Source organism: Nocardia sp. CDC153 (assembly GCF_035818515.1).
Lineage (GTDB): Bacteria > Actinomycetota > Actinomycetes > Mycobacteriales > Mycobacteriaceae > Nocardia.
The window spans coordinates 1491554-1507177 of record NZ_JAYKYU010000002.1 but is presented as its reverse complement, the minus strand read 5'-3'; the positions used below and the strand labels follow the sequence as shown (position 1 = coordinate 1507177).

Below are 15624 nucleotides of genomic sequence, written 5' to 3'. Positions count from 1 at the left end.
ATTGTCGGTACGGTTTGCGCGTGAAGATCGAGCAGGTATCCGAGTCCGTCTACGTGGTGGCGGGGACCAACGTCAATTGGGCGGTGGTCAGTGATGAGCGGGGCGTGACTCTGGTCGATGCCGGGTATCCGGTGGATACCGGGGATGTGCTGAAGTCGGTGCGGGAGATCGGGAATGACCTCGCCGACGTTCGCGCGGTGGTGGTGACGCATGCGCATTTGGATCACATCGGGGCCATTCCCACATTGGTCGAGAAGCTCGGGGTGCCGGTTTATACCGGGGCCGAGGAAGTGCGGCATGCGAAAAGGGAGTACCTGCAGCAGATTACGCCGCTGCAGATGGTGCAGCGGTTGGGGAGTCGGCGGGGGATCGTGTGGGTGGGGCAGACCGTGCGGGCGGTGATCGGGCATATCGGGATGAGTGTGCCCACAGCCACGGAGGGGGACGCCGAGACGTTGGCTGCGCTGCCGGGTGGGCTGGTCGCGATTCCTACGCCGGGGCATACCAATGGGCATACCGCGTATCTGATGCCGTCGGAGGGGGTGCTGTTTTCCGGGGATGCGCTGGTTACCGGGCACAAGCTGGTCGCGGAGACGGGGTTGCAGTTGCTGCCTGGGTTCTTCAATCACGACCAGGCGGGCACGCTCGAAAGCGCTCGCGCGCTCAGCGGCGTCGAGGCTGGGATTCTCGTTCCCGGGCACGGCGCGCCGATCCGGCAGGACCTGCCGCGACTGATCAGTGAATTCGCCCGCGGGTGAAGGCGGGGGTGAGGTGGATACCGAGGGCGCCGCAGGCGCAACGGGTATAGGTGACCAGGCCCTCGGAGGTGTGGTGGCACGAAAGTACTTGGAAGGGTTGGGTTGTGGGCCAGCCGCAGTGGGTGCAGGGTTTGTCTGATGCGGTCATGAGAACAGTGTTCGCGGCGGCGGTAGGCTGGGTCCATCGAAAGTTTTCGTAGCCAATCGTATGGAATTTCCACATGATCGATCCTCGGTTGCAGGCCCTGCGGGTGTTGCGTGAGCACGGGACGGTGACCGCAGCCGCGGCGGCGCTGCATCTGACGCCGTCCACGGTGTCGCAGCAGTTGCGGGGGCTGGCCAGGGAACTGGATGTGGAGTTGCTCGCGCAGGTGGGGCGGCGGGTGCAGTTGACCGCGGCCGGGTACGCGCTGTTGCGGCACGCGGATCTGCTTGCGGCGCAGGCGGAGAGCGCGCGGGCCGAGCTGGCCGCGCATCGGGCGGGGATCGCGGGCGTGCTGCGGATCAGCGCGATGCCCACCGCGCTCGCGGCACTGGTGGTCGCGGCCGCCGCGCGCCTTCGTGACGAGAATCCCGGTCTGACAGTGGAATTGATCGAGGACGAGAGCCAGCACTGCTTCGAGACGCTGCTGGCCGGGGACAGCGATATCGCGATCGTGCTGCCCGCCCCCGGCAGCCCCGCACCCGATGACCCGCGCTTCGAGCAGCGTCCGCTGTTGACGGAGCCACTGGATTTGCTTGTGCCGGTGGGGCATCCGTTCGCCGGACGCGAGACGGTCACGCTGGCGGATGCGGCGCACGAGCCGTGGATCACCGGGCGGGCGCGGATCACCCATCACCTCGTGGTGTCGGCCGCCTGCGCGGCGGCCGGGTTCACGCCCCGAATCGCCGGGCAGGCAGTCGATTTCCCGGGTGTGGCGGCCATGGTGTCGCACGGTTTCGGGGTTTCCCTGGTGCCCCGGCTCGCCTTCCTGCCGCCCGAGTCGGCGGTGGTGCGCGTCCCGTTGCGTGATGATCCGGCCCCGGTGCGCCGTCACCTTTCGGCGGTGCGGCGGGGGAGCGCCGAGCATCCGGTGATCGCGGCCGGGCTGCACGCCATTCGACAGGTGTGCGCGGCGCGGACCGATATCACCGTGCTGGACGACTGATGCGATAGTGGACCCGGGTGTCGAGACATTCCGTCCAGGCGAGGAGGCCGGATGCGGCTGCATTTCCGTGGTGTGGTGCTACCGGAGGGCGAGGTCCGCGACCTCTGGGTGCGTGACGGGCTGATCTCCGACGAGCCGATCCGTGACGCCGAGACCGTGCACACCGGCGGCTGGATCCTGCCGGGGCTGGTCGACGCGCACTGTCATGTCGGCATCAAACACGGTGGCGGGCACGAGGATTCGGCCGGTGCGGTGGCTCAGGCGGAGGTGGAGCGGGACGCGGGTGCGCTGCTGCTGCGTGATGCGGGCTCACCGATCGACACCCGCTTCATCGACGACCGCGACGATCTGCCGCGCATCATTCGCGCGGGTCGCCACATCGCCCGACCCAAGCGCTACATTCGCGAACTCGGCATCGAGGTCGACGACGAACGCGAGCTGCCCGACATCGTGGCCGAGCAGGCGCGGCGCGGCGACGGCTGGGTCAAGCTGGTCGGCGATTGGATCGACCGCTCGGTCGGCGATCTCGCCCCGCTGTGGTCCGACGCCATCCTGAAGGCCGCCATCGACGCCGCCCACGACGCGGGCGCGCGCGTCACCGCCCACGTTTTCGGCGAGGACGCCCTGCCCGGCCTGCTGAACGCGGGCATCGACTGCATCGAGCACGGCACCGGCCTCACCGACGACACCATCGCCCTCATGGCCGCCCACGGCACCGCCCTCGTCCCCACCCTCATCAATATCGACACCTTCCCCGGAATAGCCGACGGCGCAACCAAATTCCCCACCTACGCCGCCCACATGCGCGACCTGCACCGCCGCTCCCGCGAGACGGTCGCCAAGGCCCACGAGGCGGGCGTCCCCATCTACACCGGCACCGACGCCGGCGGCGGCATCCACCACGGCCGCATAGCCGACGAGATCCGCGCCCTCACCGAAGCCGGCTTCACCCCGCACGCCGCCGTCGCCGCCTCCTCCTGGCACGCCCGCACCTGGCTCGGTCACCCCGGCATCGAACCCGGCGCCCCCGCCGATTTCGTTGTCTACCAGGAAGATCCGCGCGAGAACCCGGCCGCCGTCGCCACCCCGGCCCTGGTCGTCCTGCGTGGCCGCGTCTACCACCGCCGCTCCCCGGTCACCGCGAATCGCTAGCGGATTCCCCGGCCCGAGTGCCGTGTCCTGGAGCCGGTGGCCGCTGCGCGCTTGTTGCTCACCGCGTGAGCGGGCGGGCGTGGGACAATGGCGATCGGATTGGGCCGCTGGGGGATTGGTGATCCGCGGCGAGAACTCATCGAGGAGGGCGGGTCGTGAGGACGGTGTCGGCTCCGCGGCGGGGCGCGTACGGATTGGATGCCCCGGCGCAGCTGTACTGGATGGGCGCGGTCGTTGTCGCATTACTGGTCGTGGCCTTGGCGGTCTATCCGGCGCTGGGGCTCGGAATCCCTTGGTATCTATTGGTTCTCGCGGCGCTGTTCGCGGTGCAGTTCGGGCTGTACCTGCATGCCACGCGGTGGGGGAAGTTCGTGGTGTGGGATCGGCTGCTCGATGAGATGGGGCTGCGCGGGGACGAGCGGCTCCTCGATATGGGGTGCGGGCGCGGGGCCGTGCTGTTGGCCGCGGCGCGGCGGTTGCCGAACGGGCGGGCCGTGGGTGTGGACCTGTGGCGCACGGTGGATCAGTCCGGGAACGCCCAGGACGTCACCGAGCGCAATGCGGAGGCCGAGGGGGTGGCCGATCGGGTCGAGCTGCATACCGCGGATATGACGGAGCTGCCGTTCGGTGCGGGGGAGTTCGACGTGGTGGTGTCGAGCCTGGCCATTCACAACATCCCCTCCGCCGCGCTGCGCCGGGCCGCGGTGCGGGAGGCGCTGCGCGTGGTGCGGCCGGGTGGCCGACTGGTCCTCGTCGACATCTTCAAGACCTCCGAGTATCAGCGGGCGCTCGAGGAGTTCGGCGCGCTGGAGGTGGAGGACCGGTCGGTCGGCTGGCGGATGTGGTGGGGCGGTCCGTGGGTCGCGAGCCGGATCGTGACCGCTACGCGTTCTCTGTGATTCGGCTGCGCGATAAAAGTGAATCGGTCATGCTTCAGACGTTTGAATCTCTACCTGATGAGGAGATGACCGTGGGGTCCATTGAAACCCTGGCTATCAGCGTGTTGGCCGGTTTGATCGTGAAGCTGCTCACGTCCGGGAGCTCGAGCCCGGGGCCGGTGCAGCCGTAGGTTCGTCGCCGGACGCAGCCCATCGGGGTCGACCCGGTGGGCTGTCGCCGTTTCAGGGGGTGGTTCGGGGCGATTTCTTCGGGGCGCGGGGGTTCTGGCAGAATGAACGACCGTCCTCGTCGAGGACAGTGTCAGCCCGTCCCCGGTTCCGTACCGCGCGGCGGTCACAGCACTTGACGCAAAACCGGGTCCGCCTCGCGCGGACCGCTGAATTGCGACGTGACCAACCATTTGAAAGGCATCAGCTCATGGCTGTTCGTATCAAGCTGACCCGTATGGGCAAGATCCGCAACCCGCAGTACCGTGTCGTCGTCGCCGACGCCCGTACCCGTCGTGACGGCCGCGCCATCGAGGCCATCGGCATCTACCAGCCCAAGGAAGAGCCCTCGCTCATCCAGATCGATTCCGAGCGCGCCCAGTACTGGCTGGGTGTCGGCGCGCAGCCGACCGAGCCCGTGAAGCGGCTGCTGGAGATCACCGGCGACTGGCAGAAGTTCAAGGGTCTGCCGGGCGCCGAGGGCACCCTGAAGGTCAAGGCCCCCAAGCCGTCCAAGCTGGACCTGTTCAACGCCGCGCTGGCCGCCGCCGAGAACGAGCCGGTCACCGAGGCCGTCACCCCCAAGAAGAAGGCCGCCAAGAAGGACGAGGCCGCCGAGGCCGAGGCCGCTGAGGCCACCACCGAAGCCGCCGAATAATCATGAGCGCCGTCGTCGCCGATGCCGTCGAGCACCTGGTTCGCGGCATCGTCGCCAATCCCGACGACGTCCACGTCGAGCTGATCACCAGCCGTCGTGGCCGGACCGTCGAGGTGCACGTGCACCCGGACGATCTGGGCAAGGTGATCGGTCGCGGCGGTCGTACCGCGACCGCGCTGCGCACCCTGGTCGCCGGGATCGGCGGTAAGGGCATTCGCGTCGACGTGGTCGACACGGATCAATAGATGGAACTCGTCGTCGGGCGGGTCGCCAAATCGCACGGTGTGCGTGGCGAACTCGTCGTAGAAGTCCGCACCGACGAGCCGGAACTGCGGTTCGCGCCCGGCAGCCTCCTGAAGGGGAAGCTGCCGCGCGCCAACCAGACGCGGGAATTCGAAGTGGAGTCGGTCCGGGAGCACTCGGGCCGGCTTCTCTTGCGTCTGGACGGCATCGCCGACCGCACGGCCGCGGATGCGTTGCGGGGCATGGTCTTCGTGGTGGACACCGCCGACCTGCCGCCCTCGGAAGACCCGGACGAGTACTACGACCACGAACTCGAGGGCCTGCGCGTCGAACTCGGCGACGGGACCGAAGTCGGCACCGTCAACGAGGTGCTGCATTCGGCTGCGGGAGAACTGCTTTCGATCAAGGCCGGGGACGCGTTCCCGCCCGCGGGCCGGGAGATCCTGGTGCCGTTCGTGCTCGCCATGGTCCCGACCGTGTCCGTCGCGGACGGGCTGATCGTCATCGACCCGCCCGAGGGCCTGCTGGACCCGGAGTAGCGCCATGCGTATCGACGTAGTGACGATCTTCCCCGAATACCTCGAGCCCATGCGAGCGGCCTTGCTGGGCAAGGCCATCGACAAGGGGCTACTCGAGGTGGAGGTGCACGACCTGCGGCAGTGGACGCACGACGTGCACAAGTCGGTGGACGACACCCCGTACGGCGGCGGGCCCGGCATGGTCATGAAACCGACCGTGTGGGGCGACGCGCTGGACGCGGTGTGTCCGGACGACGCACTGCTGGTGGTGCCCACGCCCGCGGGCGTGCCGTTCACCCAGGAGACGGCGCAGCGGTGGTCGGGCGAGCAGCACATCGTGTTCGCGTGCGGGCGCTACGAGGGCATCGATCAGCGGGTCTTCGATGACGCCGCGCGCCGGGTGCGCGTGGAGGAGGTCAGCATCGGCGACTACGTACTGATCGGCGGCGAGGCCGCGGTGCTGGTCATGACGGAGGCGTTCGTGCGGCTGATTCCGGGCGTGCTCGGCAATCAGCAGTCCCACGAACAGGATTCGTTCTCCGACGGCCTGCTCGAAGGGCCGTCCTACACCCGGCCCGTGAGCTGGCGCGGCCTCGACGTCCCCGAGATCCTGCTGTCGGGCAATCACGCCAAGATCGAGGCCTGGCGGCACGAACAATCCCTGCGCCGCACCGCCGAACGCCGCCCCGATCTCCTGCCGGAGAACGGCGCGAAGGAGTAATCATGCGCAAACCCAACGGTTTTCTCGGTGCGACCCTGACCGGCCTGGCCCTGTTCACCGCCATCTTCGGCGGCGGCAAGGCCGTCGCCGACAACCTCGACTCGCTGTTCTTGAGCAAGCTGGGCGACACAACCGTCACCTCCCCGGGCTACGAGAACACCGAGGACGGCCAACACCTCATCGCCGAGGGCAAGGACGTCTGCGCCCGCCTGCACGCGGGGATCCCGGTCATAGCGACCGACCAGTGGGGTTACGAGCAGCGCTTGATCCAAGCAGCCGTCGCTGTCTACTGCCCCGAATTCAAGGCCTCCCCAAGGAATTTCGGCTGAGCGTGTCCGTTTCGCGCGAAATGGTGACGGAATCGTGTGTGGGGGTTGCACGGGCTGTCAGGTGGCGGCGGTAGTGTCTGCGGGCGTGACGACAGCCTCCGAAACCGTCAGCGCAGCATCCACGGGTGCCGAAAGCACAGTCCGCCTCGCCAGCGTCGGCAGGCGCATCGCCGACGAGTTGGGTGTGGGCGAGCACCAGGTGCGCGCCGCCGTCGAACTCCTCGATGCCGGGTCGACCGTGCCGTTCATCGCCCGCTACCGCAAGGAAGTCACCGGCGGGCTCGACGACGCGCAGCTACGCACCCTCGACGAGCGCCTGCACTACCTGCGCGAACTCGACGAGCGCCGGAGCTCGATCATCGAATCCATTCGCGGCCAGGGCAAATTGGATGAGGCGCTGCACGCGCAGATCATGCTCGCCGACACCAAGGCCCGCCTCGAGGACATCTACCTGCCGTTCAAGCCCAAGCGGCGCACCAAGGCACAGATCGCGCGCGAGGCCGGGCACGAGCCCGTGGCCGACGCCCTGCTCAACGATCCGACCACCGATCCCGCGCAGTACAACGCCGAACAGCTCGACGGCGCGCGGGCGATCCTGGTGGAGCGCTTCGCCGAAGACGCCGACCTGGTCGGTGAACTGCGCGAACTCATGTGGGAACGCGGTCAGATCACCTCGTCGGTGCGCCCGGGCAAGGAAGAGGCGGGCGCGAAGTTCGCCGACTACTTCGAATTCTCCGAGCCGTTCAACAAGCTGCCCTCGCACCGGATTCTGGCGCTGCTGCGCGGTGAGAAGGAAGAGGTGCTCAACCTGCACCTCGAACCCGACACCGAGGAGCTCGAGGAAGGCCAGCGTTCGATCTACGAGGGCCGCATCGCCATCAAGTTCGGCATCGCCGACCAGGGCCGCGCCGCCGACGCGTGGCTGCTGGACACCGTGCGCTGGGCATGGCGCACCAAGCTGCAGGTGAGCCTGGGCATCGATACCCGAATGCGGTTGCGGCAGTCCGCCGAACGCGACGCCGTGGACGTGTTCGCGGCCAATCTGCGCGACCTGCTGCTGGCCGCCCCGGCCGGAACCCGCACCACCATGGGCCTGGATCCGGGCTACCGGACCGGTGTGAAGGTCGCGGTCGTGGACGCCACCGGCAAGGTGGTCGCCACCGAGGTCATCTACCCGCACAAGCCGCAGGGCCAGACCGAGAAGTCGCTCGCCGTGCTGGGCGCACTGGTCGCGCGGTTCAAGGTGGAGCTCATCGCCATCGGCAATGGCACCGCCTCGCGCGAGACCGACGCGCTTGCCGCCGAGCTGATTTCGCGCATCCCGGAGAACAAGCCCACCAAGGTCGTCGTCTCTGAGGCGGGCGCGTCGGTGTACTCGGCATCGGCCTACGCCTCGGCCGAATTGCCCGATATGGATGTGTCGCTGCGCGGCGCGGTGTCCATTGCCCGCCGCCTGCAGGACCCGCTCGCCGAACTGGTGAAGATCGATCCCAAGTCCATCGGCGTCGGCCAGTACCAGCACGACGTGTCCGAGACCCTGCTGGCCCGCTCGCTGGGCGCGGTCGTCGAGGACGCGGTGAACGCCGTCGGCGTGGACGTGAACATCGCCTCGGTGCCGCTGCTCTCGCGCGTGTCGGGCATTTCCAACTCGATCGCGGAAAGCATTGTGGCCCACCGCGACGCCAATGGCCCGTTCCGCAGTCGCACGGCTCTCAAGGATGTTCCGCGCCTGGGCCCCAAGGCCTTCGAGCAGTGCGCGGGCTTCCTCCGCATTCGCGAGGGCGACAACCCGCTCGACACCTCGGGCGTGCACCCCGAGGCCTACCCGGTGGTCCGGCGCATCCTCGACGCCAGCGGCAAGAGCATCAAGGAGATCATCGGCAACACCAGCGCCCTGCGTGCGCTGCGGCCCGCCGATTTCACCGACGAGCAGTTCGGTGTTCCGACCGTCACCGACATCATCGCCGAGCTCGAGAAGCCCGGCCGTGACCCGCGCCCCGAGTTCAAGACCGCCGAATTCGCCGCGGGCATCGAGAAGGTCGCCGATCTGAAGCCGGGCATGGTGCTCGAAGGCGTCGTCACCAATGTGGCGGCCTTCGGCGCGTTCGTCGACGTGGGCGTGCACCAGGACGGCCTGGTCCACGTGTCGGCCCTGTCCCACAACTTCGTCAAGGATCCGCGCGAGGTCGTGAAGTCCGGCGACGTGGTGAAGGTCAAGGTGCTCGAGGTCGACGTCCAGCGCCAGCGCATCGGCCTGTCCCTGCGCTTGGACGACGAGCCCGGCAAGCCCAAGCAGGACCGCGGCGACCGCGGCCCGCGCAACAACCAGGGCGGCGGCCAGCGTGGCGGCAACCGTGACAACCGTCAGGGCGGCAACCGCCAGGGCGGCCAGGGCGGCGGCAACCGAAACAACGACCGCCGCAACCAATCCGCCCCCAGCGGCTCCATGGCGGACGCCCTCCGCCGCGCCGGATTCGGCAAGTAGCAAGACCACGCGCGAGCGGGCCCCGGGAACCCCGGGGCCCGCGTCGTTTCCGGAGTCCGCCGCCGCGATTCGAGGCCGCCGTGGAATCACCCGATTGCTTATGCGCTGCCCTTCCGGTGGCCCCCGTTATCCCTCGGCCCCAACCACATTCGCAGCCCACAACCAGCGCTCCAGCTCGTAGTAGCTGATTACCGGGTCGGTGCGGTCAGATGGGCAGGGAGGAGCCGACTCGGTGGAGGGTGCCGTCGGGGTCGACGTAGGCGAATTCGCGTAGGCCGTAGTCGGTGTCGGTGGGTGGGACGAGGCGGCCGGGGAGGGCTGCGGCCCGCCACTCGGCGTACACGGCGTCGGCGTCGGAGACGTAGAAATAGACTGCGGACGCGGTGCGCTTGGGATCGTGCTCGGGCCACTCGGTCAGGTGCAGGGCGACGCCGCCGCGGTCGGCGAAGCCGTAGCGGGCCCGACCCTCGTAGGCGTAGGCGGTGAAGCCGAGGCGGCGATAGCGGTCCAGGGCGGCGTCCAGATCCAAGACCGGAATTACGGGTGCGGCGCTCTCGAAGACGATCTCGTCCGACACGTTTCTCCCCTTCATCGGCAGCGACTCACCCCTGACGGTACAGCCGCCCACCGACATCGCCCCTCCGGCAACGGCCTCCACGAGGAGCGAGGGAATCGCGCGCCACGGGCGAGCATGCCGCCATCGGGAGCAGGGCACCACCGCTGACCGGCGGCCCCGAGGAGCCTGGGCGCTCCAGGGAGCCAGGCGCGGTCGGGGACCGCCGCCACACGGCGCTCGCCTTCATGGCAGCCCATCTCACCGGCATGCGGCGCGCGGTCGGGTCCGGTCGGTGCCGAAAACGAAGCGGCCGAGGGGAATCCGGGGATTCACCTCGGCCGCTTCGGCGTGGGGCTATTCGACGCCGAGGGAGACCTCGGTGGACTTGATGAGGACCTTGACCGGGCGGCCGTCGGTCAGGCCGAGTTCTTCGGCGGCTTCGCGGGTGATGGAGGAGGTGATCTCGTCGCCACCGGTGAGGCGGACGCGCACTACGGCCATGGCCTCACCCTTGGTGACCTGGGTGACGGTTCCGTCGAGTTGGTTTCGTGTGCTGAGTTTCATAGGCGTGAGCCTAGTCGCGGAGCCGGTCAGGCCGTTGGCTGGCCGATTGCTATCTCACCGCGTCGGCGTTTGTGATCTCTGCCCGCCTGGCTCCGGCGCGGGTAGCGTGGCTGGGGTTGGTGTTCGCGCGAGGATTCCGGGAGACGACACGGGCATGCATGTGCATCGGTGGTGGGAAGATGTCGTGGTGGCGCACGGCCGATTGCCGCTGGCATGCCTGCTGCTCGGGTTCATCGTGGGTTTCCTGCTGATTCGAATCAGCGTGCGGCTCATTCGCAAACGGGTCCGCTGGTGGCCGGGCAATGTGCGTGCGGGCGACGTCCACATTCACCACATGGTGTTCGGCGTGGTCCTGGTGCTGGGCTCCGGCATGGGACTGGTCGCGCTGTATCAGAGCAGCGTCGGCGTGATCAGTTCGCTGGCCGCGGTTTTCGGCGTCGGCGCGGCGCTCGTGCTCGACGAGTTCGCCCTCATCTACTACCTGCGCGACGTGTACTGGGAGGAGCAGGGCCGCACCTCGGTGGACGCGGTGTTCGTGGCCATCGCGGTGACGGGCTTGCTGCTGTTGGGTTTTCATCCGCTGTGGCTGCTCGACATCGGCAATGTGCGCGACTTCCGCTCCGACCCGAATGTGCCCGAGCGATTGTTCACCGTCACCTTCGCGCTGGTGAATCTGCTGCTGGCCGCCATTGTCATTGCCAAGGGCAAGATTTGGACCGGTCTGTTCGGCATGTTCTTCCCGCCGCTGCTGGTCATCGGCGCACTGCGGCTGAGCCGTCCGGGCGCGCCCTGGGCGCGCTGGCGCTACGGCGAGGGCCTCATGCGCCGGGCCATGCGCCGCGAGCGCCGCTACCGCCGCCCGGTCATTCGCGCCAAGATCTTCGTCCAGGACCTGCTCGCCGGTAAGCCCGACGCCGCCCACGTGCTGCGCGCCGCCGAGGAGGAGCTGAGCCGCACCGTGGTGCCGGCCCCGCCCGCCCCGCCGCCCTCGGCCCATCTGCACCTGATCACCGGCCGCAAGCCCACGGACCGACATCCCGAGACCCGACCGGTCGAACGCCCACCCGAATCTGTCGATAGCCAATAGGTTGCTGATGCTCGTTCGGCGTGCCAGTGTTGACCCATGGGCTACGTCGTGGGTGACTACCTGCTCGATCGGCTCCAACAGCTCGGCGTCACCGAGATCTTCGGTGTGCCGGGCGATTTCAACCTCCAATTCCTCGACCACGTCATCGCGCACCCCGACATCCGCTGGATCGGCAGCGCCAACGAGCTGAACGCGGGCTACGCCGCCGACGGCTACGCCCGCCTGCGCGGCATCGGCGCGGTCGTCACCACCTACGGCGTGGGCGAGCTCAGCGCCGTCAATGCCATCGCGGGCAGCTATGCCGAGCACGTCCCCGTCGTGCACATCGTGGGCGTCCCGGCCAAGGACATCCAGGCCCATCACCGCGTCATCCACCACACCCTCGGCGACGGTGACTTCCACCACTTCCGCCGCATCGCCGCCGAAGTGACCTGCGCCCAGGCCGATCTCGGCGCGGCCGACGCCTGCGCCGAGATCGACCGGGTGCTGAACTCGGTGCGCGTGCACCGGCGGCCCGGCTATCTGATGCTGGCCACCGACACCGCCCGCGTGGAGGTGTCCCCGCCCACGACGCCGCTGGCCCCGCCCGCCGATTTCAGCAGTGCCGGAGCCCGGGCGGCCTTCGAACGGGCGGCTCGCGAATTCCTCGCCGGCCATCGCGTGACCGTGCTGGCCGATATCGTCGTCGACCGTGTCGGAGCGACCGGTCGGTTGCGCACGCTGGTCGGGCCGTCCGCCGATCAGCCGCAGGGTCTGCCGCACGCCACCCTGGCCTGGGGCAAGACCCTTGTCGACGAATCCGCGCACAACTTCCTGGGCATCTACACCGGTGCGGCCTCACCGCCCGAGGTCCGCGCCGCGGTCGAGGACGCCGATCGCCTGGTGACCGTCGGCGTGCAATACACCGACAGCATCACCGCCGGATTCAGTCAGCGCATCGACCCGCGCCGGACCATCGACATCGGCCCGGAGCGCACGGTCATCGGGGGAGTGGACGCCTTCGCGCCGCTGTCGCTGCCCGCCGCGCTGGAGATCCTCATCGATCTGGCCGCCGAATTCGCCCCGCCCGCACCTTTTCCGGCCCACGACGGCACCGTCGGTCTCGAATCGCCCGCCGCCGACGCCCCGCTCACCCAGGCGATTCTCTGGCCGATGGTCGCGGAGGCCTTGGGCAACAACAATATTGTCGTGGCCGACCAGGGCTCGGCCTTCTTCGGGCTGGCGACCCTGCGCATGCCGACCGGCATCACCTTCCTGGGCCAGCCGCTGTGGGGTTCCATCGGCTACGCCCTGCCCGCCGCGCTGGGTGCGGGCATCGCCTGCCCCGATCGGCGTGCGGTCCTCGTCATCGGCGACGGCGCGGCGCAGCTGTCCATTCAGGAGCTCGGCATCTGGATTCGCGAACAGCTCACCGGCGTGATCATTCTCGTCGACAACAACGGCTACGCCATCGAGCGCGCCATCCACGGACCCGACGCGCCGTACAACGACATCGCCCCGTGGCGCTGGTCCGAACTCCCGCACGCCTTCGGCGGCGACGCCGACTCCGTCCTGAGTCTGCGCGCCACGACGGCCGGTGAACTGCAACAATGTCTGAAAGCCGCCACCGACGAGCCGGACCGATTGGTCTTTCTGCAGGTGGTGACCGGAACCACCGACTACCCGCCGCTCGTCTCCGACATCGCCTCGGCGCTGACTCGGGCCAATAAGGGCACGTAGGGGCCGATTAACAGCCGCATCGCGGGGTCTGGCACAATACTCGGGTTGCCTTGGGCGCAGTCATGCCCGGGCACCGCCCAAATATCCGGAGCACGAACCGGTCGAGCACCCCACTCGTGGGGGTTGGCCGCCAGGTTCCTCTGTTCGCGCGAACTCCAATAAGGACGGAAATGAACACCCTCGACTTCGTCGACGCAAGCTCGCTGCGCAGCGACATCCCGGACTTCCGCCCGGGTGACACGGTCAACGTGCACGTGAAGGTTATCGAAGGCAACAAGGAGCGCATCCAGGTCTTCAAGGGCGTCGTCATCCGCCGCCAGAACGGTGGCATCCGCGAGACCTTCACCGTGCGCAAGGTCTCCTTCGGTGTCGGCGTGGAGCGCACCTTCCCGGTGCACAGCCCCAACCTCGACAAGATCGAGGTCGTGACCCGCGGTGACGTGCGTCGCGCCAAGCTGTACTACCTGCGCGATCTGCGCGGCAAGGCCGCCAAGATCAAGGAAAAGCGCTGAGGTAGCAACCTGCCCCGACCCGTCGGGGAGGTTCTTCAAACGCCGAGTAGCCCGGCACCGCATGGTTCTTCGCGGTGCCGGGCTACTCTGTTCCGGTGGCAGACGAGAGCGAGTCGGTGACGATGTCTGGTTCGGGCGACGACAACGGGGCCGAGATCCACGGCACCCCCGAGACCCCCCAGCCGAAGCCGAAGAAGAAGCAGCGCCCGTTCTGGCAGGAGCTTCCCATCCTGGTCGGTTTCGCGGCGCTCATCGTGGCCCTGCTGGTGACCTTCATCGGACGTCCCTACGTCATCCCGTCGCAGTCCATGGAACCGACGCTGCACGGGTGTGCGGGCTGCACCGGCGACCGCATCTACGTGGAGAAGCTGAGCTACTACTTCGGCGATCCCGAGCCGGGTGACGTGGTGGTCTTCGTCGGACCCACCAATAGCTGGAACAACCACTACAAGTCGATCCGCTCGTCGAACACGGTGGTGCGCGGCGTGCAGAACTTCCTGTCCTTCTTCGGCCTGGTGCCGCCGGACGAGAACGATCTGGTGAAGCGGGTCATCGCCACCGGCGGGCAATCGGTCAAATGCTGTGACGCGCAGGGCCGAATCCTGGTGAAGGACAACACTCCCGGGTCGGACTGGAAGCCGCTGGACGAGCCGTACGTGAAGTTCAACAACCCGTTCGATCCGGCCCACCCCGACGTGCAGTTCAATGCGGGCGGGCGGGCGTTCCCGGAGGTCAAGGTGCCGGACGGGAACCTGTGGGTGATGGGCGACAACCGCGCCGAGTCCGCCGACTCCCGCTACCACATGACCGACGAGCTGCAGGGCACCGTGCCGGTGAAGGATGTGCGCGGCAAGGCCGTGTTCAAGATCTGGCCGCCGAGCCGGATCGGTCCGGTCCGCGCGGTGGATCCCCAGACGAACTGAGAATCGCGGGATAATCGACCGGTGGGGAAGATGGCGAGCGGTGCCGCTGCGAACCGGAAAGAGCGCGGCGGCAAGAAGATTCAGCGGATCGAACGCGGTGACTGGCCGCCGCGCGTGGTCATGCGGTCGGCCGGTGGCCTGCGCACGCTCGAGGCCGCGCTGATTCGCGGCGGGCTGGGTCCGGTGGCGGGCGTGGACGAGGCCGGACGCGGCTGCGCGGCCGGGCCGCTGGTGGTGGCCTCGTGTTTGCTGCCGCCCAAGGCCTACGCCTCGCTGGCCGGTCTCGACGACTCCAAGAAGCTCACCGAGAACGTCCGCGAACAGCTGTTCCCGGTCATCAAGCGGATCGCCCTGGCCTGGCAGGTGGTGGTGATCCCGGCCTGGGAGATCGACGCCATCGGCATTCACGTGGCCAATATCGAGGGCATGCGCCGGGCCGTGGCCGGGCTCGATCCGGTGCCCGGCTACGTCCTCACCGACGGCTTCCGGGTGCCCGGCATTCCGGTGCCGAACCTGCCCGTGATCGGCGGCGATGCCTCCGCGGCCTGCATTGCCGCGGCCAGTGTGCTGGCCAAGGTGACCAGGGATCGCATGATGGTGCGGATGGACGAGCAGTACCCGGGGTATGGTTTCGCCGCGCACAAGGGTTACAACACCCCCGAGCACAATGAGGCGTTGACCCGCCTCGGCATCACCCCCGAGCACCGTCGCTCCTGGCGAAACGTCCGGGAGACCGGCCGAGTGGCTACCGATACGGCGTATGCGGGATGATGTCTCTACACCCAGCAGTTGGGCGACAAGGAGGACGTTCCACCCGATGAGCGCCGAGGACCTCGAGAAGTACGAAACCGAGATGGAGCTATCCCTGTACCGCGAGTACAAGGACATCGTCGGGCAATTCTCGTACGTGGTGGAGACCGAGCGCCGCTTCTACCTCGCCAATTCCGTCGAACTGCGTCCGCAGAACGCGGATGGCGAGGTGTATTTCGAGGTGCGGATGTCGGATGCATGGGTATGGGACATGTACCGGCCCGCGCGCTTCGTGAAGCACGTTCGCGTCATCACCTTCAAGGACGTGAATATCGAGGAGCTGGAGAAGACCGACCTGCGGCTTCCGGAGTAATCCACAGCCCGCGAGTTATCCA

19 protein-coding genes are annotated in these 15624 nt (G+C 68.1%); 16 read left to right on the top strand and 3 right to left on the bottom strand.

The window, feature by feature from the left end:
• Positions 1-20: 20 nt before the first annotated feature.
• Positions 21-758: an MBL fold metallo-hydrolase gene (locus VMT65_RS15515; protein ID WP_326308899.1), complete on the top strand. Its 738-nt coding sequence runs from the start codon at positions 21-23 to the stop codon at positions 756-758.
• Here the strand turns inward: VMT65_RS15515 and VMT65_RS15510 are convergent.
• Complete coding sequence (locus tag VMT65_RS15510) at positions 736-906, bottom strand: hypothetical protein (protein ID WP_326308898.1); 171 nt, start codon at positions 904-906, stop codon at positions 736-738. The two genes, VMT65_RS15515 and VMT65_RS15510, sit on opposite strands and share 23 nt — an antisense overlap.
• A 73-nt stretch (positions 907-979) precedes the next feature.
• Here VMT65_RS15510 and VMT65_RS15505 point away from each other — a divergent pair, with 73 nt between their 5' ends.
• The 9 genes from VMT65_RS15505 to VMT65_RS15465 all read left to right on the top strand — a co-directional run bounded on the left by VMT65_RS15505 (position 980) and on the right by VMT65_RS15465 (position 9118).
• Positions 980-1906 (top strand): LysR family transcriptional regulator, encoded by a 927-nt coding sequence (locus tag VMT65_RS15505; RefSeq protein ID WP_326308897.1) that lies wholly within the window; start codon positions 980-982, stop codon positions 1904-1906.
• Positions 1907-1957: 51 nt separating this feature from the next.
• A complete protein-coding gene (locus VMT65_RS15500; protein ID WP_326308896.1) occupies positions 1958-3058 on the top strand; it encodes a metal-dependent hydrolase family protein in 1101 nt (366 codons plus the stop codon).
• Between the two features lie 221 nt (positions 3059-3279).
• The gene (locus VMT65_RS15495) at positions 3280-3957 is read left to right on the top strand and encodes a class I SAM-dependent methyltransferase (RefSeq protein ID WP_442790256.1); all 678 of its coding nucleotides are present in this window, start codon (positions 3280-3282) and stop codon (positions 3955-3957) included.
• 418 nt (positions 3958-4375) lie between these two features.
• On the top strand, positions 4376-4822 hold the full coding sequence (rpsP, locus tag VMT65_RS15490) for a 30S ribosomal protein S16 (RefSeq protein ID WP_326308894.1): 447 nt from the start codon (positions 4376-4378) through the stop codon (positions 4820-4822).
• A gap of 2 nt (positions 4823-4824) precedes the next feature.
• Entirely contained in the window at positions 4825-5067 is a 243-nt protein-coding gene (locus tag VMT65_RS15485) for an RNA-binding protein (protein WP_029930032.1), read from the top strand.
• On the top strand, positions 5068-5604 hold the full coding sequence (gene rimM, locus VMT65_RS15480; protein ID WP_326308893.1) for a ribosome maturation factor RimM: 537 nt from the start codon (positions 5068-5070) through the stop codon (positions 5602-5604).
• Between the two features lie 4 nt (positions 5605-5608).
• A complete protein-coding gene (gene trmD / locus VMT65_RS15475; protein ID WP_326308892.1) occupies positions 5609-6304 on the top strand; it encodes a tRNA (guanosine(37)-N1)-methyltransferase TrmD in 696 nt (231 codons plus the stop codon).
• 2 nt (positions 6305-6306) lie between these two features.
• The gene (locus VMT65_RS15470; protein ID WP_326308891.1) at positions 6307-6633 is read left to right on the top strand and encodes a DUF732 domain-containing protein; all 327 of its coding nucleotides are present in this window, start codon (positions 6307-6309) and stop codon (positions 6631-6633) included.
• 85 nt (positions 6634-6718) lie between these two features.
• Entirely contained in the window at positions 6719-9118 is a 2400-nt protein-coding gene (locus tag VMT65_RS15465; protein WP_326308890.1) for a Tex family protein, read from the top strand.
• Between the two features lie 205 nt (positions 9119-9323).
• Here VMT65_RS15465 and VMT65_RS15460 read toward each other — a convergent pair whose 3' ends face one another.
• Both VMT65_RS15460 and VMT65_RS15455 read right to left on the bottom strand, forming a co-directional pair.
• Positions 9324-9695 carry a bleomycin resistance protein gene (locus tag VMT65_RS15460; RefSeq protein ID WP_442790226.1) on the bottom strand — a complete coding sequence of 124 codons (372 nt, stop codon included), beginning with the start codon at positions 9693-9695 and terminating at the stop codon, positions 9324-9326.
• Positions 9696-10028: 333 nt separating this feature from the next.
• The gene (locus VMT65_RS15455) at positions 10029-10238 is read right to left on the bottom strand and encodes a TOBE domain-containing protein (RefSeq protein ID WP_326308889.1); all 210 of its coding nucleotides are present in this window, start codon (positions 10236-10238) and stop codon (positions 10029-10031) included.
• Positions 10239-10398: 160 nt separating this feature from the next.
• Here VMT65_RS15455 and VMT65_RS15450 point away from each other — a divergent pair, with 160 nt between their 5' ends.
• The 6 genes from VMT65_RS15450 to VMT65_RS15425 all read left to right on the top strand — a co-directional run bounded on the left by VMT65_RS15450 (position 10399) and on the right by VMT65_RS15425 (position 15602).
• The gene (locus tag VMT65_RS15450) at positions 10399-11325 is read left to right on the top strand and encodes a hypothetical protein (protein WP_442790255.1); all 927 of its coding nucleotides are present in this window, start codon (positions 10399-10401) and stop codon (positions 11323-11325) included.
• Positions 11326-11361: 36 nt separating this feature from the next.
• The gene (locus tag VMT65_RS15445) at positions 11362-13044 is read left to right on the top strand and encodes an alpha-keto acid decarboxylase family protein (RefSeq protein WP_326308887.1); all 1683 of its coding nucleotides are present in this window, start codon (positions 11362-11364) and stop codon (positions 13042-13044) included.
• Between the two features lie 170 nt (positions 13045-13214).
• Positions 13215-13556 carry a 50S ribosomal protein L19 gene (gene rplS, locus VMT65_RS15440; protein ID WP_033086110.1) on the top strand — a complete coding sequence of 114 codons (342 nt, stop codon included), beginning with the start codon at positions 13215-13217 and terminating at the stop codon, positions 13554-13556.
• A gap of 95 nt (positions 13557-13651) precedes the next feature.
• Positions 13652-14479 carry a signal peptidase I gene (gene lepB, locus VMT65_RS15435; RefSeq protein WP_326308886.1) on the top strand — a complete coding sequence of 276 codons (828 nt, stop codon included), beginning with the start codon at positions 13652-13654 and terminating at the stop codon, positions 14477-14479.
• Between the two features lie 30 nt (positions 14480-14509).
• Positions 14510-15250, top strand: a complete 741-nt coding sequence (locus tag VMT65_RS15430; protein WP_326309189.1) for a ribonuclease HII — start codon at positions 14510-14512, stop codon at positions 15248-15250.
• A 46-nt stretch (positions 15251-15296) separates the two neighbouring features.
• The gene (locus VMT65_RS15425) at positions 15297-15602 is read left to right on the top strand and encodes a DUF2469 domain-containing protein (RefSeq protein WP_019929973.1); all 306 of its coding nucleotides are present in this window, start codon (positions 15297-15299) and stop codon (positions 15600-15602) included.
• Positions 15603-15624 lie beyond the last annotated feature (22 nt).

Bases quoted from the DNA above. Each gene is read 5' to 3' on its own strand.
- VMT65_RS15510 (WP_326308898.1), bottom strand. From the start codon at position 906: ATGACCGCATCAGACAAACCCTGCACCCACTGCGGCTGGCCCACAACC.
- VMT65_RS15505 (WP_326308897.1), top strand. From the start codon at position 980: ATGATCGATCCTCGGTTGCAGGCCCTGCGGGTGTTGCGTGAGCACGGG.
- VMT65_RS15500 (WP_326308896.1), top strand. From the start codon at position 1,958: ATGCGGCTGCATTTCCGTGGTGTGGTGCTACCGGAGGGCGAGGTCCGC.
- VMT65_RS15495 (WP_442790256.1), top strand. From the start codon at position 3,280: ATGGGCGCGGTCGTTGTCGCATTACTGGTCGTGGCCTTGGCGGTCTAT.
- rpsP (WP_326308894.1), top strand. From the start codon at position 4,376: ATGGCTGTTCGTATCAAGCTGACCCGTATGGGCAAGATCCGCAACCCG.
- VMT65_RS15485 (WP_029930032.1), top strand. From the start codon at position 4,825: ATGAGCGCCGTCGTCGCCGATGCCGTCGAGCACCTGGTTCGCGGCATC.
- rimM (WP_326308893.1), top strand. From the start codon at position 5,068: ATGGAACTCGTCGTCGGGCGGGTCGCCAAATCGCACGGTGTGCGTGGC.
- trmD (WP_326308892.1), top strand. From the start codon at position 5,609: ATGCGTATCGACGTAGTGACGATCTTCCCCGAATACCTCGAGCCCATG.
- VMT65_RS15470 (WP_326308891.1), top strand. From the start codon at position 6,307: ATGCGCAAACCCAACGGTTTTCTCGGTGCGACCCTGACCGGCCTGGCC.
- VMT65_RS15455 (WP_326308889.1), bottom strand. From the start codon at position 10,238: ATGAAACTCAGCACACGAAACCAACTCGACGGAACCGTCACCCAGGTC.
- VMT65_RS15445 (WP_326308887.1), top strand. From the start codon at position 11,362: ATGGGCTACGTCGTGGGTGACTACCTGCTCGATCGGCTCCAACAGCTC.
- rplS (WP_033086110.1), top strand. From the start codon at position 13,215: ATGAACACCCTCGACTTCGTCGACGCAAGCTCGCTGCGCAGCGACATC.
- VMT65_RS15430 (WP_326309189.1), top strand. From the start codon at position 14,510: ATGGCGAGCGGTGCCGCTGCGAACCGGAAAGAGCGCGGCGGCAAGAAG.
- VMT65_RS15425 (WP_019929973.1), top strand. From the start codon at position 15,297: ATGAGCGCCGAGGACCTCGAGAAGTACGAAACCGAGATGGAGCTATCC.